The sequence below is a fragment of the Arenibacter sp. F20364 genome (genome assembly GCF_023015905.1).
Lineage (GTDB): Bacteria > Bacteroidota > Bacteroidia > Flavobacteriales > Flavobacteriaceae > Arenibacter.
This window is the reverse complement of sequence record NZ_JALKBD010000011.1, coordinates 1-26,313: the sequence shown is the minus strand read 5'-3', so window position 1 is coordinate 26,313 and position 26,313 is coordinate 1. Positions and strand designations below refer to the sequence as shown.

Sequence of the window (26,313 nt, the reverse complement as noted above, 5' to 3'; positions counted from 1 at the left end):
AATTTATTTATGAGATACCCTAAGGCCAAGATTACAGTGATATAGACCAGAATGTGTTGTAGTATGTACATTTTTATAACTTGTTTCTTTTTTAAAATTCCGTTTTTTTGGCTGGCGGTTATTTTAAAATCTGATAGGCAATCAATGATACAATATACGCAAAAAGACTCATAAAAACTAGCTGTGCAGCGGGCCATTTCCAAGTATTGGTTTCCCTTTTTACTATAGCCAGTGTACTCATACATTGCATGGCAAAGGCATAGAAAAGCAATAATGATATGCCTGAGGCCAGATTAAATAATGGTTTTTTTGTTTTGGGATCCATTTCAGCGGCCATCCTGTTCTTTATGGTGTCCTCTTCATCGCTGCCTACGCTATAAATAGTGGCCAAGGTTCCAACAAAGACCTCTCTTGCTGCAAATGAAGTAAGTACTGCTATGCCAATTTTCCAATCGTATCCCAAGGGGCGTACTATAGGTTCTATGGCCTTTCCCATATATCCCATATAGGAATTTTCCAGCTTATAACTGGCAATTTCCTGGTTGGTGGCCTTGGCATTTAGGACCATTTCCTTTGTTTTTAAGGAGTCGTTTATTGCTGCTTGGTCCAAGGCATAAGCTTCGGTATTTAAACTATCCTGCAAAGCCAGTTTATAGGAAGCCATGGTGCTTTCTATATTGGATTTATTAAAGTCCGAAAACCCTTCTTTTTTAATTTGTTCAGTAACAATTTCCTCTGCATTTTCAAAATCATCCGAAAAGCCATTGGAGCCTAAAAACCATAGTATAATGGAGATGGCCAATATAATTTTACCAGCGCCCAAGACAAAACTTTTTGTCTTTTCCCAAACTGTATATACCACATTTTTGATAAGTGGTAGCTTATAATTGGGCATTTCCATAACAAAGAAGGTCTTGCTCTTTATTTTCATGATTTTGTTCAAGACCATAGCAGAGAGTACTGCGGCTCCAAAGCCCATGAGATATAGGAGCATTAAGGTCAGCGCCTGATAGCTTAGGCCTAGAAATCTTCCTTCGGGGATTACCAAGGCAATAATGATCAAATATACCGGTAAACGTGCAGAACATGTGGTAAAGGGGGTTACCAATATGGTTATAAGCCGTTCCTTCCAATTTTCAATGGTCCTTGTGGCCATGATGGCCGGAATTGCACAGGCCGTTCCCGAAATTAGGGGCACAACACTTTTGCCACTTAAACCAAAGGGACGCATCAATTTGTCCATTAAAAAAACTACCCGGCTCATATAGCCCGATTCTTCCAAGAGGGCAATAAAAAGGAATAAAAAGGCTATTTGTGGGATAAAGATGACTATCCCTCCTATTCCGGCAAGAATTCCTTCGGCTATCAAATTGGTAAATACTCCAGGAGGTAAGGTGTTCTTGACCCATTCGCTGGCAGCGGCAAAAGTTTCATCAATAAAATCCATTGGGTAACTGCTCCAATCGTAAATCGCCTGAAAAATCAATAAAAGGATAAGGAAAAAGATAGCATACCCAAATATTTTATGGGTCAAAATTTTGTCCAAGGTTGCCCTGAGGCCCTTGGCCGCATTAATGTCTACCTTATAGGCCTGTTTTAAGATGCCATTAATGAATTGATATCTAAGAATGGTTTCCTTTTGTTGCAGTCGTTTTAATTCGGATTTGGACTTGGTAGCAAAAGAGGCATCAATGGTAACAGGATTTTTTTCTATAGGCATAAAATTTACATCCTGTGTAATTACCAGCCATAGTTTATAGAGATCTTCTTTTGGAAAAGCGGTCTTCAGTTTTTCAAAATACTCCGGCGCAATTACCGTGGTGTCAACATTGGGGGTAATGGAAATATTTTTATAGTCGGCGATCAATTCCTTGATCCGTTCTATACCCGTACCTTTTCTGGTACTTACCAAAGCAATTTTGGTATCCAGTTTCTCTTCCAACAATTCAATATCCAAGGAAATACCCGTCCTGGACATACGGTCGGCCATATTGATGACCAAGATGACCGGAATTTTAAGATCCTTGATCTGGGTGAAGAGAAGAAGGTTTCTTTTGAGATTTTCTACATCGCTGATGACGACGGCAACATCGGGAAAATCCTTGTCATTTTTGTTAAGCAACAATTCAACCACCACACTCTCATCCAATGAAGTGGTATTTAGGCTATAGGTGCCCGGCAAATCCAGAATGTGGGCCTTTACGCCCCTAGGCAATTTACAGATCCCTTCCTTTTTTTCAACGGTAATCCCGGGGTAGTTCCCTACTTTCTGCTTTAATCCGGTAAGCTGGTTAAAAACCGAAGTTTTGCCAGTATTGGGGTTGCCTATAAGCGCAACATTAATCTGTTTGCTCATAGTGGGGAATCTTCAATAATTTCTAATTCTATTAAGTCTGCCATAGAACGCCTAATAGCTATATGGGTGCCGTTAACATTAATGTAAATGGGGTCTTTAAGGGGGGCAACTTGTACCAATTCTATTTCGTTGCCCGGGAGACAACCCAATTCCAATAGTTTAATGGGTAGAATACCATCGGCAAATTCTTTGATGATTCCTTTTTGTCCTCGCCTTAACTGTGCTACGGTTGTAGTCAATTTTTATTTAGATTGATTTTAATTAAGCACAAAAATAAAAGAAAAAGATGAAGTAAACAGTTAAAACAATAAAAAGTTGATGCTATAGAACGGTTGTAGCTTATGTTAGATGGTAGTACATGCTTTTTGGTGGATGCAAAGACTGTAATTGGGTTACTGTATCTATGATTATAAGCCTCATGGTCTTAATATATTACTCCTTATAGGAAGATTTCAGTATTTCCAGATCGCTCAGTAATGTTTCCATGGCCTCCGAGTTTGTGCCGTCATAAAAGCCTCTTATTCTTCTTTCTTTATCAACCAGGATAAAGTTTTCGGTGTGGATCATATCATAAGGGCCGCCATCACCATCGGTCTTAACGGCCATGTAGGATTTTCTGGCAAGTTCATAAATCTCCCGTTTATCGCCAGTGACCAGATTCCACTTGCTGTCATTGACGCCCTTTTCCAAGGCATATTTTTTTAGTTGTGGAACGGAGTCAATATCTGGGGTAACGGAATGGGAAAGCAGCAATACGTCCTTATCATCCATTATTTTATCCTGAAGTCCGGCCATATTTTTTGTCATTATGGGACAAATTGTGGGGCAGGTGGTAAAGAAAAAATCGGCAATATAAATCTTGTTCTCGTAGTCTTTTTGTGTTACCAATTTTCCGTTTTGATTGGTAAATGCAAAATCGGCTATGGTGTGGTATTTTTTTACATGCTGTAGGGTGCTGTCTACCAGTTCATAATTTACCATGGCGGGTTGGTAAACGGGTAAAACTTTTTTGGGCTGCAAGGCATTGTAAAATAGGGAAATGATCACCCCGGAAACAATAAGCAGTACAATGCCGAAAAATTTGAATTTGGCAAAAAACGAACGCATGTTTTTTTTGTAAAGGTAGGGCAGATAACAATATATTTCAAGCATCTAAGGGGTGATCCCTACTAAAACTTTCTTAAAAAGATCCCTAGGCGGAATAGTTTTTTTTTTAAGACCATGTAATAATGTACTTTTGTGCGTTTTTAAAGTTTAAAAAAATACTTAATGACGTTAGCACTACAGATTGTACAGTTTGTACTCATCATATCCATTTTGGTGATCCTTCATGAAATGGGCCATTTTTTCCCCGCAAAATATTTTAAGACCAAAGTAGAAAAGTTCTATTTGTTTTTTGATGTTAAGTTTTCCCTTTTTAAGAAGAAAATAGGGGATACGGAATACGGAATTGGTTGGTTGCCCTTGGGAGGTTATGTAAAGATAGCCGGGATGATAGATGAGAGTATGGACACCGAGCAGATGAAGGAGGAACCAAAGCCATGGGAATTCCGTAGTAAACCGGCTTGGCAACGTCTTATTATTATGACCGGTGGGGTAATCGTCAACTTTTTGTTGGCCTGGGTAATCTATACTTTGTTGTTATTCAACAATGGGGATACCTATATTCCTTCGGACAGCTTAAAGTATGGTATTGTGGTAGATTCCATTGGAGAGCAATTGGGGCTGAAAACCGGGGATCAAATTTTAATGGTGGATGATAAGAAGACCAGAAAATTCAACGAGGCCGTTTTGGATATCATCCTAGGTGATGAGGTAACGGTTAAAAGGGATGGCCGCGAAATTACGGTGCCCTTATCGGATGAAGGAAAGGAGACGGTTTTTGCTACCCAGGGTAAGAATTTCTTAGGTTATAGATCAAAAGCCATTATTGCAAAAGTGTCACCTAATTCAGTAGCCGAAAAGGCAGGTTTGATGCCCGGTGATGAAATTATTGGGGTCAATGGAGTGGATACCAAATATTGGGACGAATTTAGAAGTAAAATAGGGGCTTCCGCCAATCAGAAATTGGATATCAGTGTTTTGCGCAACGGAACGACCGAACATTTGGCATTGACTGTTCCCGATGAAGGAATAATAGGAATTGAATTGGATCTTACCGATCTTAGGGTTACCGATAATTACAACTTCTTAGAGGCTATCCCAGCAGGTTATAAGCGTACAATACAGGTTTTAACGGATCAAATAAGGCAGTTTAAGGTAATATTCAATACCAAGACTGGGGCTTATAAGCAAGTCAAAGGCCCGATCGGGATTGTAGAATTGATGTCTCCCACCTGGGATTGGGTATTTTTCTTCAATTTCATGGCCATGTTTTCGGTTTGGTTGGCATTTTTGAATATTCTTCCGATTCCGGCATTGGACGGGGGACATGTAATGTTTTTGCTATACGAAATAATTTCTGGCAGAAAGCCGAGTGAAAAGGTATTGGAAACGGGTCAAATTATTGGTTTTGTTATACTTATGGGGCTAATGGCAGTGGTATTCGGAAACGATATCTGGAATATCATCAAGAAGTTTTTATAGTGGAATTGAATATTTTTAAAATTAAGTTGCAAAACAGCCATTTTTTGTTTGGCGTATTTGAAAAAACATTTATATTTGCACCCGCTTAGGCGATAAAAATACACTCCTCCTTAGCTCAGTTGGTTAGAGCATCTGACTGTTAATCAGAGGGTCCTTGGTTCGAGCCCAAGAGGGGGAGCTACTATAAACAAAGGCTTTGCAGAAATGCAAGGCCTTTTTTTATTGACCTAGGTCAAACATAGGTCAAACAAATTCTTCAGGTTCTATTTACTAACTTTCTTTACTGAGTACAGGGTATTTCATTAAAAATATCACTAGTTCTTACTATATGAGAAATGTTATACCGCGCTCTCTATCAAATACCTTTATATGACAAGTGCGTGTTGCGTAATTCTAAACGATTTTTAAGAATCGTTATTAATCCCTCAAATAATATTGTTTTTTTTAGTTAAAATTTTCTAGATCTTCTTTTTGTGCTATTTGCTTCTCTAATTTGAAGAAAACTAAAAAGCGAATATCATGGAAGAAAATGAAAACGTAGTGGGGCTGCTATCCGATATCAAAGGACTGTTGTCCCACACCAAGAAAGTAATGAACGTGGAAGATTTGGCAGCATATACCGGACTCTCCAAAAGCAAGATCTACAAACTGACCCAGTTAAAGCTCATCCCAATGGGCAACAATGCCCATATCCGCCAGAAATTTTTTGACAAGGATACAATAGATAACTGGCTATTGGGGGAACCCGATGTTTCGGATGAAACCTTAGAACACCAATTTAACCAGCAACTATTGAAAAATAGAAGGAAGTAGGTGATCTATTTCAGCTTCATTATAACAGAGCTATGAAAGACACACCATACATCCGCGTGGGCACCTCCTATTACAAATTGGTATGTGTCCCGACCATTGCCGGGAATTTCAACGAAATTATTGTTCCATGGACCCTGGAGGCCATCCGCCAAGATCATGGTAGGAGTTTTATCGGTGGGATTAAAAAGTATGATGGATTCACCTGTCTCCCCAGCCATATTCATTTTAAGCAAGATTGCCACGGTTTCTATAATACCTATGCTCCCTTGCCCCATAAACTGCGAGAGGGAGCTTTTCACTATACGATACAACTATTGGAGCATATTTTCGGTCCCCAGTTAGATTTAGGTCTAGATTATCTGCAGCTGTTATATGTAAAGCCGGTCCAGGTGTTGCCTATACTGTGTCTTGTATCCAAGGAGCGGTCAACAGGTAAGACCACTTTTCTTAAATGGCTAAAAACCATGTTCGACAATAACTTGACCTATCTCACCAATGATAGCTTTAGCAGTCAGTTTAATGCCGATTGGGCCAACAAGCTTTTAATCTGTATAGACGAGGTACTCTTTAATAAAGAAGAATTGACCGAACGGATCAAGTACCTGAGTACGACCAATTTCAACAAACTGGAAGCCAAGGGGAAGGATAAGAGGGAAGTAGAATTCTTTGGGAAGTTCATCCTTTGTAGTAACAACGAGGAGAATTTTATCAAGATAGATAATAACGAAACCCGTTTTTGGGTATTAAAGATTCCATCCTTGAAAAAGGAGGAAACACGATTTTTGGAATATCTTGAAAGGGAGATACCTGCATTCCTATTCTATTTGCAACAACGAAAACTGACCAGTCCCAATAGGACCCGGATGTGGTTTTCTCCTGCCCAGATAAAGACGAAGGCCTTGGAGAATTTAATGCAAAACAACAAGAACAGGGTGGAAAAGGAACTTGCCAGTATAATCCTGAGCGCAATGGAAACCTTTGAATTGGAAGAGGTGCAATTATGCCCGTTGGATGCCCTACACCTCTTGAACCAAACCCGGATTAAAACGGACCTTACCCAATTGAGGCATATCTTAAAAAAGGACTGGAAGCTCGTCAATCAGGAAAATTCCTTGGCCTATGGGAAATTGATGATCTGGCGGGAAGGAGGGATGGGGGTGATTGATGCCAAGGGTAGGTACTACACTATAAAAAGGGAGTTTCTGTCGGAACATTTTGGGGAAGAATAGTAAAACGATGAAACGATGACCAAACGATGAAGCGGTTAACATACTGTTTATGCACATTATGGGCGATTTCGCATCATTTGTCGAAAAATTCGCTGATGAAAAGAAAAAACAACCTACCAATTATACTTTTTTTGATGAAACGATGAGAGATAGAGTTAAGGTCAATAAATACAGGGGATTGGGCCGTCATCGTTTTGTCATCATTTTGTCATCAAAAATAAACGATGACAAAGTCGAGAGCCAAATGATAGGATATGCAAAGAACCAATAAAATATCGTGTGAAAGAGCCAGAGATTATCCCATCGGAAAAGCGCTGGCAAATCTCGGGCACTTTCCTACAAAGGAATCTAAGAAAGAAGCTTGGTTCCTCAGTCCGTTCCGCTCAGAAACGCAAGCCTCTTTCAAGGTATCCAAGAAACTGAACAGATGGTATGATCATGGAGCGGGAAAAGGTGGCAATGTAATTGACCTGATATGTTTAATAAACGGTACTTCTGTAAAAGAAACCTTGGCTTGGTTGCAAAAGGGTCAGATCTCTTTTTCTTTTCAGCAGCAGCCTTTATTTACCATGCAAAATGGAAATGATATTCAGGTCCGTTATGCACAACCCATAACACATTTTGCATTGATCGGATATTTACATGCACGTAAAATTTCGCTTTCTACGGCAGTCAAACTTTGTCAGGAGGTCCATTACATTTTCCGGGGTAGGGACTACTTCGCCATAGGGTTACAGAACAGTTCCGGGGGATGGGAGTTACGGAACAAATACTATAAGAACTCCAGCTCCCCAAAAGACATCACTCACATCAAGAATGAGAACAATAGGTTGATAGTTACCGAAGGCATGTTTGATATCTTGAGCCTGATGGATATGGGTAATAATCTTATGGAAAAGAATGACCTTTTAATATTAAACTCCCTGGGCTTTATAGAAAAATCGTTTGACATGTTTGACGCCTATAAATCTGTAGCGCTTTATATGGATAATGATAGAGCAGGTAAAAAAGCAGTTGATCTAATGTTGAAAGAAAATCCAAAATGTAAGGACAGATCAAATTTATACAAGGACTTTAAAGATGTGAACGCATGGTGGACTGCTCAAAACCAATGACCCGAATTGGAAGTAATGCAAGCAATATGGTGTGAGCAAAGTGGAATAGCAAGAGGGTAACGGGCAAAGCCACGTTACGTATTTATTTTGGCTCACAACATATTGACAGATAGATAGTTAGGTATATTTTGATTTTTTACATTTTATAAATTTGCGACAAACGCCCTGTAAATGCCCATTTTCAGGGAAGAATTTGCGACAAATCAGAAAATTATGAACTCATTTAAAAGTATACGCTTTAAGAGTGAAACAGCCAAGCATTTCCAAAAATTTTCGAGGCGGTTTTTCAAGACCCATACGGAGGCACTGCAAACGATGCTGGATTTCTTTTTCTATAACGAGATTTCTCCAAAGGAATCTCTTGGACCCAATGGAAGGACCATAACAAACCTGATCAAAAAAAGGTTCAATGCCATGGCGGCCATGATGAAGAATTTGGAAAAGAATGGGGTACTTCCGACCAAGGCCATGATAGAACTTTTATTTGAACACTCCCCCCAAAAGAAACGGAAACAAGCTCCCTTGTTGATGGAGGGTGGGGAAGACGACCCAGAAAGGGATAGGTTCTTTAAAAAGGTGGAGGAGGCCATTGTCATAGAAAGGAAATATACCAATCTTAAACGCGACCTAAGGCAGAACAGGGCAGAATTTATTGCTCTTTTGAACAAGGTACAATTGGTGAAGAGCAGTTTTGGGAAGTCCAGGTTACAATTGGACATGGCCCTGGAAGATTTTGAAAAGCTTAAGATAAAAATAGAAAAAGAATTGCCATAGGATAGCCCTATTGGATGATTCCGTAAAATAAGTCCAGTCCTTGCGGAAGTTGAAAAACCTCTGGATCTTTCAACCTCCTCAGGCCCGCTCATAAAAGCCTAGTGCGTAGAAAGAACGCCATAGGCTTTTATCCTTGCCAACGCACGGTTATTGCTATGGATCAAAAAATGATGTTCCAAATTTACCTAAGCAAGTGCGCCCTGTCCGATTTTTGATTTACGATTATCTTCCCGAACACTACAAAAATCGGACAGGATCCAGGCGCAGTTAAGTTTTGGTAAGATTTGGGGTTGTATTCCGTTTTTTAAAAGTTCGTTTTGGGGGACACTCAAATTTGAAGTTAATCATTCGAAAGATAGACTGCTTCGTTCGTTTAGGAATTAGCTCATTAAAGAATTAATAACTGGCTGAGATTTGAATTTAGAATTATTGCAAAGTTTTACCGTTAAGTCCCAAGAGAATTTATAATTTGGCTCTATTTACTTGTAGGAATTTTAAGGTAAAAAGGTATATTTAGAGTTTAGTAAAAGTTCCCCGCTTAATGCATTAAAGAAATTTAGTAATTAATGATTTTTAACGAAGATTCAAGAGTAAAAATTCCTTCCATTTTACACTTAATGCAATTGGGGTATAATTACTTGTCCTTAAAGGATAGTACCTGGGATGCGGGAACCAATATATTCACTGAAATATTTCAAAAGCAAATTGCTGCAATTAACTTCGGCATAACTCCGACCGATATTAAAAAAGTATATGATGAAGTTACTTTGTCATTAGAAAATGAGGATTTAGGTCGTGCCTTTTACCACAAACTTATAGACCAATCGGGATTTAAATTAATCGACTTCGAAAACTTTGAGGAGAATAACTCCTTTCATGTAGTAACTGAATTGCCCTATCAGAAAGATGATGAAACTTTTAGGCCGGATATTATAATATTGATCAATGGTATGCCATTGGTCTTTTTAGAGGTTAAAAAGCCGAACAATAGAGATGGGATTTTAGCGGAACATAGGCGCATGAAAACGCGTTTCCAAAATAAGAAATTCCGAAAGTTTATCAACCTTACCCAGCTCATGGTGTTTTCCAACAACATGAAGTATAGTGACGATGATTCCCAAATGTTGGAAGGAGCCTTTTATAGTACTACCAACTATTATAAACCCAGCTTTAACTATTTCAGGGAAGAGGAAACCTTTGAATTAAATACCATTCTGCAGCCCATCACGGAGGACGAGGAAAACTTTGTTCTAAAGGATACCAACTTATTGAGCATAAAGAACTCACAAGAGTATATATCCAATAAACATCCGAATACACCGACCAACTCTATTTCCACTTCCCTGTTCCAAAAAGAGCGTTTAAAATTCATTTTACAATATGCTTTTGCTTATGTAGAGGAAGAAAAAGGTTTGGAAAAGCATGTGATGCGTTATCCACAACTATTTGCAACCAAGGCAATCGAAAAAAAGCTCGAGAAAGGAGTTAAAAAAGGAATAATTTGGCACACCCAAGGTTCCGGTAAAACGGCATTGGCTTTTTTCAATGTAAAATATCTTACGGATTATTATCAGAAGAGGAACATCATCCCTAAGTTTTATTTTATAGTAGACCGTCTGGATTTATTAACTCAAGCCGCGAAAGAATTTACAGCTCGTGGACTTGTGGTACATAAAATAGATTCAAGAGAAGCATTTACCAAAGACATTAAATCTACCGAGGTAATCCATAATAGTTCGGGTAAGACAGAAATTACCGTAGTTAACATTCAGAAGTTTAAGGACGACCCTGATGTTATAAAAAATAACGACTATAATTTAAGTGTACAACGCATTTTCTTCTTGGATGAAGTGCATCGCAGTTACAACCCAAAGGGTAGTTTTTTAGCGAATTTGGAACTGGCCGATACCCATTCCATAAAGATTGGACTAACAGGCACCCCTCTATTGGGAACGGAATACAATTCCAAAACCTTATTCGGTGACTATATCCATAAATACTACTACAATCTTTCCATAAAGGATGGCTATACCTTACGGCTGATTCGAGAAGAAATTGAGACCAATTATAAACTTGCCCTACAGAAAACCCTGGAAGAGATTAAAATACTTCAGGGTAATACGGACAAAAAGAAGGTCTTTGCCCACTATAAGTTTGTGGAACCTATGCTAGACTATATTGTAAAGGATATGGAGCAAGCTAGAATTGCTATGAACGACAATAGCATTGGAGGTATGGTGGTCTGTGACTCTTCGGATCAAGCCAAGATGATGTATGACATCTTTCTGGAGAATTACGCTGATAAGACTGAACCGAATTTGAATCTGGCCGCCGAGGAACCTATTACCTACGCCACTAAAAAGAAAGAAGCCAGCGACGTTAAAACTGCCAAGGTTATTCTACATGATATTGGCACCAAACAAGAGCGCAAAGATTGGGTATCCGACTTTAAGGCCGGTAAAATGGATCTCCTGTTTGTTTATAATATGCTCCTAACCGGTTTTGATGCGAAACGGCTAAAAAAGCTCTACATAGGGCGTAAAATTAAGTCGCACAATTTGCTGCAAACCCTAACCCGTGTCAACAGAACTTACAGGAATCATAAATACGGTTTTGTAGTGGACTTTGCAGATATTCAAAAAGAGTTTGACAAGACCAATCAGGATTACTTTAACGAGCTGCAATCGGAACTAGGGGATGAAATGCAGCATTATTCCAACCTCTTCAAATCTGCTGAAGAAATAAAAGAGGAGATAGAAGAAATAAAGGATATTCTTTTCAAATTCAATACCGTAAATGCTACCGTTTTCGGGGAGCAAATTTCTGAAATAAACGAACGCACCGAAATACGGCTTATCGCAAAAGCTTTAAACAATGCGAAAGAACTGTACAATCTTATTCGTCTTTCCGGTAATTTTGAATTGCTGGAAAAACTGGATTTCAGAAAATTATCGGTACTTTCCAGACTAACCAATGATAGGTTGGCACTTATCAACACCAAAATTGCCTTAGAAAATAATGTAGGTACGGACAATATTTTAAACACCGCCTTAGAAGATGTTATTTTTGCTTTCACAAAGGTGAAGGAAGAAGAAATGGTTTTGGCAGACGAGTTAAAAAACACCTTGCAGCGTACTAGAGAAATGTTGGGTGGTAACTTTGACCAGAAGGACCCTGTTTTTGTGTCTTTAAAAGAAGAATTGGAGCGACTCTTTAAAAAGAAAAATTTAAGTGAGGTTACCAAGGAAGAAATGGAAGCCAATATTAAGGCCTTGAACGACATTTATGATAGGGCGAAAAAACTGGAGCGAGAAAACCAATTGCTAAAAGCGAAATATGATTATGACGCCAAATATGCCCGCATTCATAAACGCCTAATCGAAAAGGATCCGTTGACCGAAAGTGAAAGAAAATTATTCGATGCCTTAATGGGTTTAAAAACGGCTGTAGATAAGGAAATCATGCAAAACTCTAAAATATTGGAGAACGAAAGTTATGTGGAACGAATGGTAATGCGCTTGGTGGTAAACCAGTTTAAAAAAGAACAGCATATAGACATCAATACCACCGATGTAAAGCGCATCAATAGTATTATAGTTAGAGAATACATGAACGAATACAACGGTTACGTTGCATAAGGTCCAAAGAATCAACTGTCGCTAAATTGGAGTTAGTTGAAAAGTAAAATTTAAAATGAAAGAACAAAACCAAATCGTAATATATCAGTCTGATGATGGAGCAGCCCAACTTCAAGTTAATCTTCAAGATGATACTATTTGGTTAACACAAGCTCAAATTGTAGAAGTTTTTAATTCTAGTAAAGCTAATATTAGCGAGCATATAAAAAATATTTTTTCTTCTGGTGAATTATTGGAAATGGCAACTGTTCGGAAATTCCGAACAGTTCAACAAGAAGGTGAAAGAGAAGTAACTAGAAATAGGGCACACTATAATTTAGATGTTATAATTTCAGTAGGTTATCGTGTAAATTCAAAAAGAGGTACCCAATTTCGTATTTGGGCGAATCAAGTATTAAAAGATTATTTGGTTCAGGGGTATGCAGTAAATGAAAAACGCTTAGCACAAAAAGAACAAGAAGTACAAGTTTTAAAAGACGGTATTCAAATTTTAAGTAGGGCTATTGAAGAAAAAATTGAAGACAATCAATGGCTTACAGTTTTCACTAAGGGCTTAAGTTTATTAGATGATTATGATCACGAACAATTAGATACAAAAGGATTAACTACAAAAGAAGTCAATTATCCAAGTTTGGCAGATTATCAAGAACTCATCAACCAAATGTTAACCGAGTTTGATTCGGATGTTTTTGGTAAGGAAAAAGATAAAAGCTTTCAAAGCTCGATTGCCCAAATTGGAAAAGGATTTGGAGAAGCTGATTTTTACCCAACACTAGAGGAAAAAGCAGCCATGCTCCTATATCTAGTGGTAAAGAACCATTCTTTTGTAGATGGAAACAAACGAATAGCAGCAGCATGTTTTCTTAAATTTTTGCAGCAGAACGACATGCTTTTCAATAGTCAACAACAACCTATTATAAGCAACGATACTTTAGCGAGTTTAACGTTGTTCATTGCTTCCAGTAAACCTCAAGAAATGCAAACGGTAACCCGTTTGGTAATTAGCGTATTAAACAGAAATAATAGTAAATAAAAAAACAGGGAAAATAAAATAATGACAAGCACAGCACAATTTGAAACCCAGACCAAAGTACTTATAGACGACCTTAAAAGCGTCTGTGCCAGCTATGGTTTAGGGAATGACGGGAATGAATTTAAAATCATTACCCAGGTATTTTTATATAAGTTCTTGAACGATAAATATGTTTATGAACTAAAACAGTTGGAACCAGCTCTAGCCAAAGCGGAAGATTTTGATGCAGCCTTAAAAAAATACTCCGATGACGACTTGGAATTGTTGAGCATGCAGATTAGCGTGAATACGGCCCGTATTGCTCCAAAAAACTTTTTGTCCCGTTTATTCGAGCAACAAAATCAACCAAAGTTTGCCGAAATTTTTGACCAGACGCTGATGGATGTTGCCAAAGCGAACAGTGATATTTTCTCCGTGCTTACCCAAGGAGGCGAAAAAATAGTCTTGTTCGAGAATTTGAGCAAGTACGTATCCGACAATAGGGATGCTTTTTGCAAAGCATTGGTGAATAAGTTGGTGGGCTTTAGTTTTGAACATATTTTTACCCAGAAGTTCGATTTTTTTGCTACTATTTTTGAATACTTGATTAAGGATTACAACTCCAATAGCGGCGGTAAATATGCAGAGTATTTTACGCCTCATGCCGTAGCCAAGATCATGGCAGCCTGTTTGGTGCCCGAACAAAATGTAAACAACGTAACCTGTTACGATCCCAGTGCGGGGTCTGGAACTTTGTTGATGAATCTGGCCCATGCCATTGGGGAGGACAAGTGTACCATTTACTCCCAGGACATCTCCCAAAAGTCATCCGCCTTATTGCGTTTGAACCTTATTTTGAACAATCTGGTACATTCCATTCAGAATATTATACAAGGAAATACCATTTTAACCCCATACCACAAACAGGAAAATGGGCAACTTGAAAAGTTCGATTACATCGTCTCCAACCCTCCGTTTAAATTGGATTTTTCTGATTATAGTGCTGATCTGGACAGTAAGGCCAATAAGGAACGTTTTTTTGCGGGCATCCCAAAAGTGCCGGCCAAAAAGAAAGAATCCATGGCCATTTACCTGCTGTTTATACAGCATATTATGCACAGTTTAAGTGCCAAAGGAAAAGCTGCCATTGTAGTGCCTACTGGTTTTATTACTGCCCAAAGTGGTATTGATAAAAAGATTAGGCAAAAACTGGTCAAGGAGAAAATGTTGGCCGGAGTGGTAAGTATGCCCTCCAATATTTTCGCCACTACGGGTACCAATGTGAGTATTTTGTTTTTGGATAAGGAAAACAATGGCGATGTGGTTTTGATTGATGCCTCTAATTTGGGAACCAAAGTAAAAGAAGGGAAAAACCAAAAAACGGTATTGTGCGAAGCCGAAGAACAGCAGATTATAGATGTGTTTAATGCCAAAGAGGCCAAAGTCGACTTCTCTGTGGTGGTTTCTTATGACGATATTAAAGCTAAAAACTACAGTCTAAGCGCAGGGCAATATTTTGAGGTTAAAATTGATTACTCAGATATTACTGCGAAAGAATTTACAATTAAAATGAATGAGTTTGAAGGTAAATTAAAGAATTTATTCGCTGCATCTAAAAGTTTAGAAAAAGAGATTCAAGAGAATTTGAAAAGTTTGAAGTATGATTAATATCTCAAAAACTACATTAGGAAAATTAATTGAATTTCAAAGAGGATATGATTTACCTAAATCCGAAATGATTGATGGAGTTTATCCAGTTCGCTCTTCAAATGGTATACTTGGTTATCATAATGAATATAAAGCTAAAGGCCCTGGTATAACAATAGGACGAAGTGGAACTGTCGGAATACCTCATTTAATTAAATCAAATTTTTATCCACATAACACTTCTTTATTTATTAAAGATTTTAAAGGAAATGATGTAGAATATATTTTCTATCTGCTTACTAATCTAAAATTAGGAGACAGAAAAAGTGGTTCTGGAGTTCCTACTATGAATAGAAATCATTTACATCCTTTGGAAATTTTAGCTCATTTAGATGTTTTAACCCAAAAAAAAATAGCCAAAGTACTTTCCGATTTAGATGCCAAAATAGAAGTCAACAACAAAATCAATGCGGAGTTGGAGGCCATGGCCAAGCTTATTTATGACTATTGGTTTGTACAGTTTGATTTTCCGGATCAGGACGGCAAACCCTATAAGTCTTCTGGTGGGAAGATGGTGTATAATAAAGAGCTGAAACGGGAGATTCCAGAGGGTTGGGGTCTAAAGAAGTTGTCCAACTGTTGTAAGATTATTGATTGTTTGCACTCTAAAAAATCAGATTACCATTTTGAAAATGAAAATTGCTATTTGTTGCAATTGGATAATATTAAAGATGATGGCTTATTGGATTTGTCTAAAAAATATTATGTTTCAAAAGAAGAATATATGAGATGGACTTACAGAATTGAGGTTCAAGATAATGATTTGGTAATTACAAATGCAGGTAGAGTAGCAGGGCTAGCCCAAATACCCAAAAATGTAGTCGCTGGAATAGGCAGAAATATTACCGCTATCAGACCTACTACAATTCTGCCAACATTCTTGTATTATACTTTTCAAGGAGCCGAAATGAACAGGCAAATAAAATTAAATACTGATACGGGGTCATTTTTTAAAAGTTTAAATGTTAGGGGCATTAAAGAATTATTGGTGATAAGGCCTCCAAAGTATTTGGAACAAAGTTTTGAAGAAATTGCAATAAAACATAGAAGGAAAAGAGAATTAAATTCACTTCAAAACCAGAAACTTTCAGAACTTCGTGATTGGTTATTACCAATGTTAATGAACGGGCAGGTAACTGTTGGTGAAGCAGAGGAGAAGTTGGGTATGGTTGCGGAGGAGAATATTAAATACAGAGGTTTATGATGTTAAGGGATAATTTTCCAACAACTAAAGAAGATGCAAAAAGCTTTGACGTAGAAATACGCGATGAAATAGGTGTGTTTAAAGTATTTGAGCTAGAAGACTCTTCTTCGTTGGCTTCGTTAGAAAAGACTATCATCAAAGTCAATGAATTTTTGGTAAAAAATGGCTTTGATTCCATTTCCCCAATAGAATTTATCAAAAATGACTTTAATTATGAATCTGAAGATGAGAGGGTGTCATTAAGCAAACACGGTTACCTTGAAGAGTTTGTACTTTTCATTGAAAGAGAGAACTACATTAACTTAAATAAGGATACAGTATTTCTACTCAATGAGTTTTTTAAAAACTTAAAAATGAAAGCAATAGGCTATAGTCCTGCACGAAATTTAAATACGGTTTTAAAAGAAATAAGTGAATTGCCTGTGCGTCCAAAACAGAATGCCTTCGTATCCTTGGAGTACGATAATAGCACCTATCATATTGCTTTTTCAGATTACAAAATTGAGTTCTCTAATTATGTACAAAATTTTGATACAGATGAAAATGGAAACAAAAGTAATTTTGAGAGTTATGAAGCAAGTTGTTTTTCCTATGGATTTAACGGACAAACCGATGTTATAGGTGATTACGACCAGTTTCGAGAAGAATTGTTATTTGCCTTAAATAAGGTAAATGTTACTGATATAAGTATTAGTGAAGAAGAATGATACCACAAAGGAAAAATGATAAGGCTATCATTGACAAGGTGTTACCTGTGATAGTATATAGAAAGGTGTATATTAATGAGTTTAATGAAAAGTTGGTTGTGGTTGCAGAGCACATCTGAACTTATAAAACATAATAATATGGCAGTTTTAGGAAAACTAATTAGAGAAAAAAATGAACATATCAACTTCAGGTCTGGTGATGTGGTAGGCGATGTTATTATTGAGAGAGACTACTTGCAACTACGCACTTACGCAAAGGGCGATTTAGACAGAGAGAATGGTTCAAAACAAAACATTCAATTCGATAAAAAAATGGCTAGGGAGTTTAGAACCTTTTTAGATGAGTTTATTGAGGGTAATTAATCTTTAGTTATGTATACCAAGACCAAACCAAATATATCTTTCATAGAATTTATTCAATTGGCTGGCCCCGTGGTGTCTTTCAATAGTTTAGAAGGCTATGAATATGTGGTTAAAAAGCTTAATGGAAGCACCATGCATTTTATTCGAACTTCTACGGGTGCATTGTGGGACATGGATTTGAAACAAGTTCATAAAGCATATTTGGAGCTTAAAGATTTCAAAACCAAAAGTTTTGAGAAGTATGTTCCGAGAAGGCATTCACCGGCTTTAGGATTGTTATTTCATTTGAAATTATTGGTGCGATGAAAAAATTTATAGACATAACATCATCTGAATCTATTGACCTCCATAAGCCCATTTTTGAGAATGCTAGAAAATTGCATAATGACGCTATCCTCCTAGCAACCTATAAATCATCTTATAGTACGGCAACTTCACTTTTGATATTAAGCTTAGAAGAACTAGTTAAGGCTGTTTTAGTCTTACTTCATAGTCAAGGATATAGGATTTATGAATTGGAGGATTCTAAAAAGTTCTTTTTTGACCATAAAATTCGACATCAATTAATACAAATAATTGAAGCGGGATTAGGCTTTTTCGAGGTGAGCAATGTATGGAAAAATCGAAGGAAGAACACTCTCGTGAATAAAAAATCAAGTAAAACAGGTCTTATTATAAAAGGCCTTTTAGATATTATCGTGTCCGCCCATCCTATTTTGAATTCTCAAAAAAGAATCGAGAAACTTCGAGAATTTAATACTATGAAAAATAATGGTTTTTATGTAGACTATAGGGATAAGCTACTTACACCTATTGAAACAGTGGATAAGAATGATTTTAACGAGGTAAAGTTAATCGAAGATAGAATAATTAAGTTTTATAAATTATTAAAACTATTGTTTCACCCAAATATAGTAAATCATCTTTCCAAAAATGAAATTGACAAATTAAAAGAAGATTTAAGGTTCTTTACTGATGATATAATGAGGGACTTTTCGTTTAAAGAATTAAAAAATATTTAGATGAGGTTAGCTGCAATTTTTATTCCGAATGGTGTTTTAAAATATATTTTTGGAGAAGAACATACTGGTATTACTTTAAATTTAGGAGGAAGAAATATCTACAAATTCGAAGAACACAATGATAAGTTAATGTTAATCGAAAAAAAACCAAACCCCCATTATATTGAAAAGTTTTGGGGTGAAAATTTATATTTAGTTTCAGCTATTGTCGGTGCTAATGGAACAGGGAAGTCGTCAATTTTAAACGTGTTTAGATATAATTCGTTTTGCTTTTATGTTTATGAGTTTACAAATAAGGATGAATATAAAATAGTGAGAGACACAAAAGCAATCAATGATATCATTTATTATTCTCCATTCTTAAATATCGAAAATTATAATTACATAAACAGCAATTTTAAGGATATTTCCAAATATGCGTTAATGGTAGAGGATGCGGAATATGAAAATATTGAATTATCTGCTCAACTTGAACTCCATAATTCTGAAAACTTAAAAAGATGGATTAAATTCAGACAAATAAAAAATATTGAATCTTATTTGACGAATATATACCTACCTGTTTTTGATAAAATAATTGTCAAAATCAATTATTTAGTTCCTAAGGTTAATGACACACCATATAAATTCAGACCTTTTTTTCAACGATTTGAAAATTTGAAAAAAATTGAAGAAGAAAAAAAGTTTCAAGTGCTTAGAAGTTCATATCCTAATTTTAATATTAAAAATAGGCCAAGGTTATTTGGCCATAGTATAAAATTGGAATTAGAAATTCTTCAACGTGTAATAAATAAAGTGCAAAATATTCTTGAAAATTCAGGTAATGATTATTTAGATAGGGGTTTTATAAAAAACAAAATAGACGTAGATAACCCAGTATTTACTGAAATCAAAAGTTTAAAAGAGGCCTTCTACTGGTTTATTGACAATGCTTACATTTCATTAGCAAAAGATAGTGGTAATATACTTCTTCCTGTAACTGAAATTAAAAATTTAATAGAAGTATTGTTATCTCATATCCCAGGAAGTGATAACGAAATTAAAAATTTTACTGAGTTCGAAGTTACTTTTGAAGATTCTTTAGAAATAGTTAATGCCTACGAAAAGTTTATTATTGCTTTTAAGGAGCATTTTACATTAGATAGAAAAATACTGTTGACATTTCGTCCAAATAAAAATTTAAGTTCGGGAGAAAAGGGGATGTATAATCTATTTGCAACTCTTTATGATTATCAATTCAAAATAGATCAAGGCATTTTAGAGGATTTTAATAGTTATACTAAAAGAGACCATCACAATAATAATAATCTTATACTCTTAGATGAGGCTGATATTGGCTTTCACCCACTATGGAGAAGAAGGTTTATTTATTCTATGCTGCCACTATTTAATCTAATATTTCCAAATAAAAAGCTTCAAATAGTATTTACTACCCATGACCCCCTGACTCTTTCAGATATTCCTAATAGGAACATTGTTTACTTAAAAAAAAATGAAATGAACGAAACAAGTGTCTTAGAAAATCATAAACAAAAATCTTTTGGAGCAAATGTGCATGATTTGTTAGCAGATAGTTTTTTTCTTCAGGATGGTTTTATGGGTGAATTTGCTAAGAATAAAATCCAAGAAGTATTAAATGGGTTGAATTATGAAATGCTTAGATTAGAATTAACTGAATTAAAAGAAAAAAAATCAGGCGATTATTCAGAATTGACAAAAGCCAAAGAAAAAGAATTTGATCAACTTAAAGCTATTGTTATTGTTAAAGATTGGAGTTACTATAAATCAATAATTACAATCGTAGATGAACCAATTTTAAAATTCAAAATGATGGAGATGTTTAATGAGGCTTTTCCTAAAATTATTGATAAAAATGAAGCACTTGCAAATGCAAAAAAAATATTAGGTGATGCAGGTTTAAGTTTAGATGACTTGATAGACGATATTGTATGATTTATATCGGACAACAACTACAAGCATTAAATAATTATAGTAGTCAAGCTATTTGTTGGCTATCAATCAAGATAAAGGGCAGGAGAACTCCAAGAAATCCTATGGGTCATAATTGTGGCAAAAAAACTTGTATATATTGTCTAGGAAACGGCAAAAAAAGAAGTGGTCTAGATCGTGTATTTGTAGGTGTTTTTACGGACAAAGCTATAAAATCTTTAATAAGCGCAGAGCCAAATCAACTCATTTTTGAATATGATTTGTTAAAAGCTTCATTTCTCGCAATCCGTGGTACAACAATAAAGAGATTCAATAAAAATTGTATGCTGCTGTTCGTTGATTCTGGTTACAAAGATTGGTTTTTAAAGGAAAAAATTAATTATTCCGTTGCTAAGGAAATAGATCAACATACATGTACTTACTGCAATAAGGAATATATATTTGTATATAAAAATAAGGAAGGTGGTAAAGGAATGGTTCCTCAATTTGACCATTGGTTTTCTAAAACAGATTATCCGTTATTAGCTTTGTCTTTTTATAATCTGATCCCATCTTGTGCCACCTGCAATACAATTAAATCGAAGGCTAAATTCAATTTAAATAGCTTCTTACATCCCTATGTTGATTCTAACATTTCTTCAACATACAGTTTTAGTTATATGCCGACGGGGGTGCATTCAAATAGAATTGTTTTTAAGAAAGAAGGGCTTAATTCTAAGGGAATTAACACAGTTAATGCTTTAAACCTTCCAATGATTTATAAAGGGCATTCTGAAAAAGAACTTCAAGATTTAATTGACCTTAAATATAAATACTCGGAAAATTACTTGACCATTCTATTGGAAAAGACATTCGGAGACCTGGGAATATCAGAACAAGAAAGGTTTAGACTAATTTTTGGTATTGAAATAGATGAAGATAATTATCATAAACGTCCATTTAGTAAATTCAAAAAAGACATAATAAAAGTGCTAAAAACTATAACATAATATGCCATTCCAACCAGAAAAAATTAAACGTTCACATGTATTAAAAGCCTTTCAGGAAATTGATGCTGAAAAAGTAGATATAAGACCTTCTACCAAATGGGACATAGTATACAATGGCAAAAGATACCCGCCCAAAGATGTTGGCCGCTTAGCTCATGAATATGCCACTGGGGAATATTTCTGGCAACCAGGTGGAGGTGAGGACACCAATAAATATTTTAAGAAATTGGGATTCCTTATCGTCAATAAGACAAAGCCTTTGGATGATGTCGTAAAGGCCTTAATACCCAGTTATAAGCATATTATTACAACACATGATAAATATGATGAAATATATAAGTGGGAGGCTGTAGGTAACTTTCAAAATCATTGGGATTTGGATGCCGATGATTTGGTCCCAATGATAGACAAGTCGTTCCCGGGCAACAATAATTTATGGACAAGCCGTAATTATTACCCCATTAACATGCTAAAAACATTCGCAGAAAACAATGCACCTAAGGTCAGGACTGCTCTTCAAAATCTGTTTGATGAAAACTCCCCTTTGGATGAAAGAATTTCAGCATACCAAAATGTTTTGGATGAATTATTGAGAGAAGATAATGTAATAAGAAGTGCTAGTAACAAACACCATTATCATGATGCTAGATCAATAAGTCTACTGCTGTCATTCCAGGCGCCAACAAAATATTTTCTATTTAAGCATGGTGTTCTAAAAAAGTTCTGTGCTCGTCTCGAAATTGATATGCCAAAAACTGGCGATATTGTTAACCAAATCCTAATCAATAATGAGGTTAACCTGTTGGTAAAAGAGATTCTGGTTCAAGATAAAGAATTATTGGAACTTCATAAAAATAGACTTACTCCAAATTCCTTTGAATCTGACGATAACAATATACTAACTCAAGATTTTATTTATTCAATTGTAAACTATATGGATAAAGATAACGTACCAGCATATTATTGTGTGGGTTTCACTTTCGACGATAGCGAACCAAAAAATCAGCTTCCACGGTTTTTGGAAGAGGATCTATGGGAAAATGGCTATTCTGATAAAAATATTGAAATAGTAAAAGAGGTTCCCATTGGCTCTATGATAGCCGCTAAAACAACTTATACAGAGGGTGACGGATCGAAAACGCTTTCTGTATTAAAAATTCATGCAATAGGAAAAGTTATTGAAAATCCGAAAGACGGTAATTTTTTAAGTGTAAAATGGGAGAAAAATTTAAAACCATTTGTCTTGTATGGCAAAGGTGGTTACAGAAGTACCATCTCTCAAGTCAGAAATCAAGAATCTATTGATTTGATATTCAATCTCAAAAAGGATTTATTGCCAAATAAATCAGAAATTATGAGGGACATTGAAATATCATTAAATCAAATATTATATGGGCCTCCAGGAACTGGTAAAACCTATAAAACTAAAGATTTGGCTGTTCAAATAGCCAACCCCAGGTTTGAAGTTGATGATGATTTGGGAGAAGTTGAAAAACGTTATGTGATTACCAAAGAATACAATCGTCTTTATAACAATGGCCAAATTGTTTTCACCACCTTTCATCAATCCTTTAGCTATGAGGATTTTGTTGAAGGCATAAAGCCTGAAACTTTGGACAATAACGTTACCTATTCGGTGGTTCCGGGAATATTTAAGGAAATATGCGAAAAGGCCGACACTAAAGATGCTTCCAATTTCGAAGAAATCTTGACCCAATTTAAGGCAGATGTTATTGAGAAGGAAAAGATTACCATTAATACCGGATCAATAGAATTTGACGTCTTTTACAAAGGCGGAAAAACTTTCAAAATAAATCCCAAAGACTCCAAAATTGAAAATCCCCAATATCCAGCATCTATTGAAAATATTTTGCAATTGTACAAGGGAGCTTCTATTCAAAACATTTACAATCCATCTTATGTCAGGGGTATTTTAAATTACTTGTTCGCAGAATATGGTTTAAAAAAATATGATTCTATAGGCGTCCAGAATAATAAAAATTATGTGCTTATAATAGATGAAATCAACCGCGGTAATGTATCGGCTATTTTCGGGGAACTAATTACCCTGCTGGAACCCGATAAACGCCTAGCTGCGGATGAAGAAATAACTGTAAAACTACCTTATTCAAAAGATGAGACTTTTGGAGTTCCTCCAAATCTTTATATAATTGGTACTATGAACACTGCCGACAGAAGTGTGGAGGCACTGGATACAGCCCTAAGAAGACGGTTCGTTTTCAAGGAGGTTATGCCGGATCCTACGCTACTGGCAGCAATAACTTTTAATGGTTTTAATCTTGAACAAGTACTAATCACCATTAACGATCGGATTGAGGTTTTATTAGATCGGGACCATACCATTGGGCATTCGTACTTTATCAAGTTAGAGAGTAATGATACAGAAGGGCTTTTAAACGTTTTCAATAACAACATTATTCCACTTTTACAGGAATACTTTTATAACGATTATGAAAAAATCGCCCTAGTTTTGGGTAAAGGTTTTATTGAAGAAAAAGTAACCAAGAAGGTTGAGTTTGCAAAATTTTCAAAAATAGAAGAGCCTGAGACCGGTGTTATTTATAACCTTATAACAACAATTGATGATATAGAAAAGGCCGTAAGTCTGTTATTAGGGATATCCAATGAGTAAGCGCAAAAACATATTACAAGTCTTTGAGCATAGTACGTTGTACTATGGACGGGAATATAACGACATAACTTTTGAAGAAAAACATTTTAACGCTTTAGCGAAGCTTAACCAGCTTCATAATAGCCAATATTTTACCATACTACATAAGGGTATTAAATTCTCACAATATGTTGGTGTTATTCAAATAGATGGTTTAACAATCGAGATTTTACCAAAAATAGACGGAGGTGCTGCCAATGAAATGCTATGGCAAAAAGTATTGATCAATATGCTTCGTGCTACTAAACGATTAAAAGTCAATAAGGTTGGCCAAGCCAATGTAAGTAAACAGCAAATACATTTGTTGGACATCTATTTTGAATGGTTTCTAAGCGAAATCCAATTATTAGCGCATCAAGGTTTAATAAAACAATATCGCACTAACAGGGGCAATGTAAAGGCTTTAAAAGGGAGGCTGGAGTTTGCCTCTCATCTCAATAAAAATATCATCCATAAGGAACGGTTCTTTACGGCACATCAGGTATATGATTACAACCATCAAATCCATCAAATTTTGTCATTGGCCTTGGATATCATTAGCCAGTTTTCGTCCGGTACATATCTATATTCAATGTGCAGAACAGTACAGGCCAATTTTCCAGAAGTTTCCCCGATTAATGTAAATGCCAGTACTTTCAAGAAGCTGACTAATAATAGAAAGACCCAGCCGTACAAATCTGCCCTAGAAATTGCCCGACTCATCATTTTGAATTTTGCTCCCAATATTTCAAGTGGAAAGGAAAACATGTTGGCCCTGCTCTTTGATATGAATAGTCTGTGGGAGGAGTATGTTTTAATAATGCTCAAAGCTGTTATTAAGGAGGACCTAGTAGTCAAAGGCCAGGAATCAAAGTCGTTTTGGAACGGTATTAAAATCCGACCTGATATTGTTATTCATAAATCAGAGAAAACATTTGTAATCGATACAAAATGGAAAAATATAGGAGGCTATAAGCCTTCCACCAATGATTTAAGACAGATGTATGTTTATAATGAGTATTGGGGCTCAAATAATGCCTTATTGTTATATCCCTCCTTGGAAACTGAAAAACCAGAATTTATCCCTTTTGAAGGCGACGAAAATCATAAATGTGCCCTCGGAAAATTGAATATTCTGGATGGCGATCAATTAAACGTAAGTATTGGTGAAGAAATTCTGGAAATGCTAGAATTAAATTAATGGAATTCTAAACTAAACCAATATTCTAATTATGGCGATGCACATGCATATTAGAGAATATAATTCGAAAGCAGAATCGCTTCGACTCTCTTGCGAATGTGGATGGGAAGGAAAGGCAAATGAAGCACGTAGAGAATTGCACGAAGCTGTCATGGATTTTGAATGTCCCAAATGTGATAAAATGCTATTGATTGTTAATCTTATAACAGATGCTCAAAAGTATTTTGATTGGAAGGAAACGAAAGAATGAAATTGTAATAGGCTTAGAATTCAAATACCTATTAAGAAGTCAAGTTGTCAAATAGTTGTGATTTAAGAAGTTGTTCCAATTGGTTCAAGCCCAAGTGGTATACTACTTCTAAGAGTTTGTTATGAGTCACCTAAGTTAGTCAATATTAGGATTGGAATATTTGCTATTTTAGGTTCTCTAAAATATATTTTAAGTCGATTAAAAATTTTGAAAGATTACCGAAAATTTCATTTATATTATCCAATACTTTATCTGACTCCAAAGAATCGCCTCCTTTCAAAGAAATTTGCTTTTTGCCATCAGGGGTTACTTCCAATATCGTCCTGTAGTCCTTTTGATTTATTGGAAATTTATGGGTAAGGCTGTTTCTGTAATTATTTCCTATTTCGGTGGATTTATAGAATAAGTCCAATAATTCCTTAATTTCTACATTTTTATTTATGGCGCTATTAACGACTGAGCCGAAAGTGACTCTATGCTCCAAAATTCCTAAATCAAGGTATACATTTAAAAGTTGGGCTATTGTATCTCTTGCAGAAAAGTAAAAATAATAGAATATTTCGGCATAATAATCAAATAGAATATGATCAACTAATTCCTTATTGGCTATTTCGGAGTTATGACGCCACCCTTTTCGGTCAAATTGCGCCACTTTGAAAGATCTTACAATTATAAAAAAAATTTAGGTTTATATACTCTTTAAAGTTCCTTTTCTTAATGATTCAC

At 35.8% G+C, this 26,313-nt stretch carries 22 protein-coding genes and 1 tRNA gene; 19 read left to right on the top strand and 4 right to left on the bottom strand.

The features are described from left to right. Positions 1-118 precede the first annotated feature (118 nt). The 3 genes from feoB to MWU84_RS10840 all read right to left on the bottom strand — a co-directional run bounded on the left by feoB (position 119) and on the right by MWU84_RS10840 (position 3,463). The gene (gene feoB / locus MWU84_RS10850) at positions 119-2,356 is read right to left on the bottom strand and encodes a ferrous iron transport protein B (protein ID WP_246901503.1); all 2,238 of its coding nucleotides are present in this window, start codon (positions 2,354-2,356) and stop codon (positions 119-121) included. Continuing rightward, positions 2,353-2,595, bottom strand: a complete 243-nt coding sequence (locus MWU84_RS10845) for a FeoA family protein (RefSeq protein WP_246901502.1) — start codon at positions 2,593-2,595, stop codon at positions 2,353-2,355. The genes feoB and MWU84_RS10845 overlap by 4 nt, the downstream gene beginning before the upstream one ends. A gap of 193 nt (positions 2,596-2,788) precedes the next feature. Further along, a complete protein-coding gene (locus MWU84_RS10840; RefSeq protein ID WP_246901501.1) occupies positions 2,789-3,463 on the bottom strand; it encodes an SCO family protein in 675 nt (224 codons plus the stop codon). 162 nt (positions 3,464-3,625) lie between these two features. On the opposite strand from MWU84_RS10840, the gene rseP reads away from it, so the two are divergent. The 19 genes from rseP (at position 3,626) to MWU84_RS10745 (ending at position 25,337) form a co-directional block, all read left to right on the top strand. Continuing rightward, positions 3,626-4,942, top strand: a complete 1,317-nt coding sequence (gene rseP, locus MWU84_RS10835) for an RIP metalloprotease RseP (protein ID WP_246901500.1) — start codon at positions 3,626-3,628, stop codon at positions 4,940-4,942. A 104-nt stretch (positions 4,943-5,046) separates the two neighbouring features. Beyond that, positions 5,047-5,120 (top strand) — tRNA-Asn (locus MWU84_RS10830). A 341-nt stretch (positions 5,121-5,461) separates the two neighbouring features. After that, entirely contained in the window at positions 5,462-5,755 is a 294-nt protein-coding gene (locus tag MWU84_RS10825) for a helix-turn-helix domain-containing protein (RefSeq protein ID WP_246901499.1), read from the top strand. Between the two features lie 32 nt (positions 5,756-5,787). Continuing rightward, positions 5,788-6,984 (top strand): primase-helicase family protein, encoded by a 1,197-nt coding sequence (locus MWU84_RS10820; RefSeq protein WP_246901498.1) that lies wholly within the window; start codon positions 5,788-5,790, stop codon positions 6,982-6,984. Between the two features lie 49 nt (positions 6,985-7,033). Continuing rightward, a complete protein-coding gene (locus tag MWU84_RS10815; RefSeq protein ID WP_246901497.1) occupies positions 7,034-7,255 on the top strand; it encodes a hypothetical protein in 222 nt (73 codons plus the stop codon). Continuing rightward, entirely contained in the window at positions 7,239-8,099 is an 861-nt protein-coding gene (locus MWU84_RS10810; RefSeq protein ID WP_246901496.1) for a toprim domain-containing protein, read from the top strand. The genes MWU84_RS10815 and MWU84_RS10810 overlap by 17 nt, the downstream gene beginning before the upstream one ends. A 213-nt stretch (positions 8,100-8,312) precedes the next feature. Beyond that, positions 8,313-8,873 (top strand): BfmA/BtgA family mobilization protein, encoded by a 561-nt coding sequence (locus MWU84_RS10805; RefSeq protein ID WP_246901495.1) that lies wholly within the window; start codon positions 8,313-8,315, stop codon positions 8,871-8,873. A gap of 566 nt (positions 8,874-9,439) precedes the next feature. Further along, on the top strand, positions 9,440-12,511 hold the full coding sequence (locus tag MWU84_RS10800) for a type I restriction endonuclease (protein WP_246901494.1): 3,072 nt from the start codon (positions 9,440-9,442) through the stop codon (positions 12,509-12,511). 55 nt (positions 12,512-12,566) lie between these two features. Next, complete coding sequence (locus tag MWU84_RS10795) at positions 12,567-13,544, top strand: virulence protein RhuM/Fic/DOC family protein (RefSeq protein ID WP_246901493.1); 978 nt, start codon at positions 12,567-12,569, stop codon at positions 13,542-13,544. A 21-nt stretch (positions 13,545-13,565) separates the two neighbouring features. Further along, entirely contained in the window at positions 13,566-15,191 is a 1,626-nt protein-coding gene (locus MWU84_RS10790) for a class I SAM-dependent DNA methyltransferase (RefSeq protein ID WP_246901492.1), read from the top strand. Continuing rightward, positions 15,184-16,434: a restriction endonuclease subunit S gene (locus MWU84_RS10785; protein WP_246901491.1), complete on the top strand. Its 1,251-nt coding sequence runs from the start codon at positions 15,184-15,186 to the stop codon at positions 16,432-16,434. The genes MWU84_RS10790 and MWU84_RS10785 overlap by 8 nt, the downstream gene beginning before the upstream one ends. Continuing rightward, entirely contained in the window at positions 16,431-17,141 is a 711-nt protein-coding gene (locus MWU84_RS10780) for a hypothetical protein (RefSeq protein WP_246901490.1), read from the top strand. The genes MWU84_RS10785 and MWU84_RS10780 overlap by 4 nt, the downstream gene beginning before the upstream one ends. Before the next feature lie 138 nt (positions 17,142-17,279). Continuing rightward, entirely contained in the window at positions 17,280-17,504 is a 225-nt protein-coding gene (locus tag MWU84_RS10775) for a hypothetical protein (RefSeq protein ID WP_246901489.1), read from the top strand. Between the two features lie 9 nt (positions 17,505-17,513). Next, positions 17,514-17,810: a hypothetical protein gene (locus MWU84_RS10770; protein WP_246901488.1), complete on the top strand. Its 297-nt coding sequence runs from the start codon at positions 17,514-17,516 to the stop codon at positions 17,808-17,810. After that, entirely contained in the window at positions 17,807-18,526 is a 720-nt protein-coding gene (locus MWU84_RS10765; RefSeq protein ID WP_246901487.1) for an AbiV family abortive infection protein, read from the top strand. The genes MWU84_RS10770 and MWU84_RS10765 overlap by 4 nt, the downstream gene beginning before the upstream one ends. Beyond that, entirely contained in the window at positions 18,527-20,479 is a 1,953-nt protein-coding gene (locus MWU84_RS10760) for an AAA family ATPase (protein WP_246901486.1), read from the top strand. It abuts the gene before it with no gap. Further along, on the top strand, positions 20,476-21,465 hold the full coding sequence (locus MWU84_RS10755) for a hypothetical protein (protein WP_246901485.1): 990 nt from the start codon (positions 20,476-20,478) through the stop codon (positions 21,463-21,465). Before MWU84_RS10760 ends, MWU84_RS10755 begins: the two co-directional genes overlap by 4 nt. A 1-nt stretch (position 21,466) precedes the next feature. Beyond that, the gene (locus MWU84_RS10750; RefSeq protein ID WP_246901484.1) at positions 21,467-24,118 is read left to right on the top strand and encodes an AAA family ATPase; all 2,652 of its coding nucleotides are present in this window, start codon (positions 21,467-21,469) and stop codon (positions 24,116-24,118) included. Next, positions 24,111-25,337 carry an McrC family protein gene (locus tag MWU84_RS10745; RefSeq protein ID WP_246901483.1) on the top strand — a complete coding sequence of 409 codons (1,227 nt, stop codon included), beginning with the start codon at positions 24,111-24,113 and terminating at the stop codon, positions 25,335-25,337. Before MWU84_RS10750 ends, MWU84_RS10745 begins: the two co-directional genes overlap by 8 nt. A gap of 413 nt (positions 25,338-25,750) precedes the next feature. Here the strand turns inward: MWU84_RS10745 and MWU84_RS10740 are convergent, their stop codons facing one another. Then, complete coding sequence (locus MWU84_RS10740) at positions 25,751-26,239, bottom strand: Cthe_2314 family HEPN domain-containing protein (RefSeq protein WP_246901482.1); 489 nt, start codon at positions 26,237-26,239, stop codon at positions 25,751-25,753. Between the last annotated feature and the right edge of the window lie 74 nt (positions 26,240-26,313).

Bases quoted from the DNA above. Each gene is read 5' to 3' on its own strand.
- MWU84_RS10770 (WP_246901488.1), top strand. From the start codon at position 17,514: ATGTATACCAAGACCAAACCAAATATATCTTTCATAGAATTTATTCAA.
- MWU84_RS10785 (WP_246901491.1), top strand. From the start codon at position 15,184: ATGATTAATATCTCAAAAACTACATTAGGAAAATTAATTGAATTTCAA.
- MWU84_RS10795 (WP_246901493.1), top strand. From the start codon at position 12,567: ATGAAAGAACAAAACCAAATCGTAATATATCAGTCTGATGATGGAGCA.
- MWU84_RS10825 (WP_246901499.1), top strand. From the start codon at position 5,462: ATGGAAGAAAATGAAAACGTAGTGGGGCTGCTATCCGATATCAAAGGA.
- MWU84_RS10815 (WP_246901497.1), top strand. From the start codon at position 7,034: ATGCACATTATGGGCGATTTCGCATCATTTGTCGAAAAATTCGCTGAT.
- rseP (WP_246901500.1), top strand. From the start codon at position 3,626: ATGACGTTAGCACTACAGATTGTACAGTTTGTACTCATCATATCCATT.
- MWU84_RS10790 (WP_246901492.1), top strand. From the start codon at position 13,566: ATGACAAGCACAGCACAATTTGAAACCCAGACCAAAGTACTTATAGAC.
- MWU84_RS10780 (WP_246901490.1), top strand. From the start codon at position 16,431: ATGATGTTAAGGGATAATTTTCCAACAACTAAAGAAGATGCAAAAAGC.
- MWU84_RS10755 (WP_246901485.1), top strand. From the start codon at position 20,476: ATGATTTATATCGGACAACAACTACAAGCATTAAATAATTATAGTAGT.
- MWU84_RS10750 (WP_246901484.1), top strand. From the start codon at position 21,467: ATGCCATTCCAACCAGAAAAAATTAAACGTTCACATGTATTAAAAGCC.
- MWU84_RS10760 (WP_246901486.1), top strand. From the start codon at position 18,527: ATGAGGTTAGCTGCAATTTTTATTCCGAATGGTGTTTTAAAATATATT.
- MWU84_RS10775 (WP_246901489.1), top strand. From the start codon at position 17,280: ATGGCAGTTTTAGGAAAACTAATTAGAGAAAAAAATGAACATATCAAC.
- MWU84_RS10805 (WP_246901495.1), top strand. From the start codon at position 8,313: ATGAACTCATTTAAAAGTATACGCTTTAAGAGTGAAACAGCCAAGCAT.
- MWU84_RS10800 (WP_246901494.1), top strand. From the start codon at position 9,440: ATGATTTTTAACGAAGATTCAAGAGTAAAAATTCCTTCCATTTTACAC.
- MWU84_RS10745 (WP_246901483.1), top strand. From the start codon at position 24,111: ATGAGTAAGCGCAAAAACATATTACAAGTCTTTGAGCATAGTACGTTG.
- MWU84_RS10820 (WP_246901498.1), top strand. From the start codon at position 5,788: ATGAAAGACACACCATACATCCGCGTGGGCACCTCCTATTACAAATTG.
- MWU84_RS10840 (WP_246901501.1), bottom strand. From the start codon at position 3,463: ATGCGTTCGTTTTTTGCCAAATTCAAATTTTTCGGCATTGTACTGCTT.
- MWU84_RS10810 (WP_246901496.1), top strand. From the start codon at position 7,239: ATGCAAAGAACCAATAAAATATCGTGTGAAAGAGCCAGAGATTATCCC.
- feoB (WP_246901503.1), bottom strand. From the start codon at position 2,356: ATGAGCAAACAGATTAATGTTGCGCTTATAGGCAACCCCAATACTGGC.
- MWU84_RS10765 (WP_246901487.1), top strand. From the start codon at position 17,807: ATGAAAAAATTTATAGACATAACATCATCTGAATCTATTGACCTCCAT.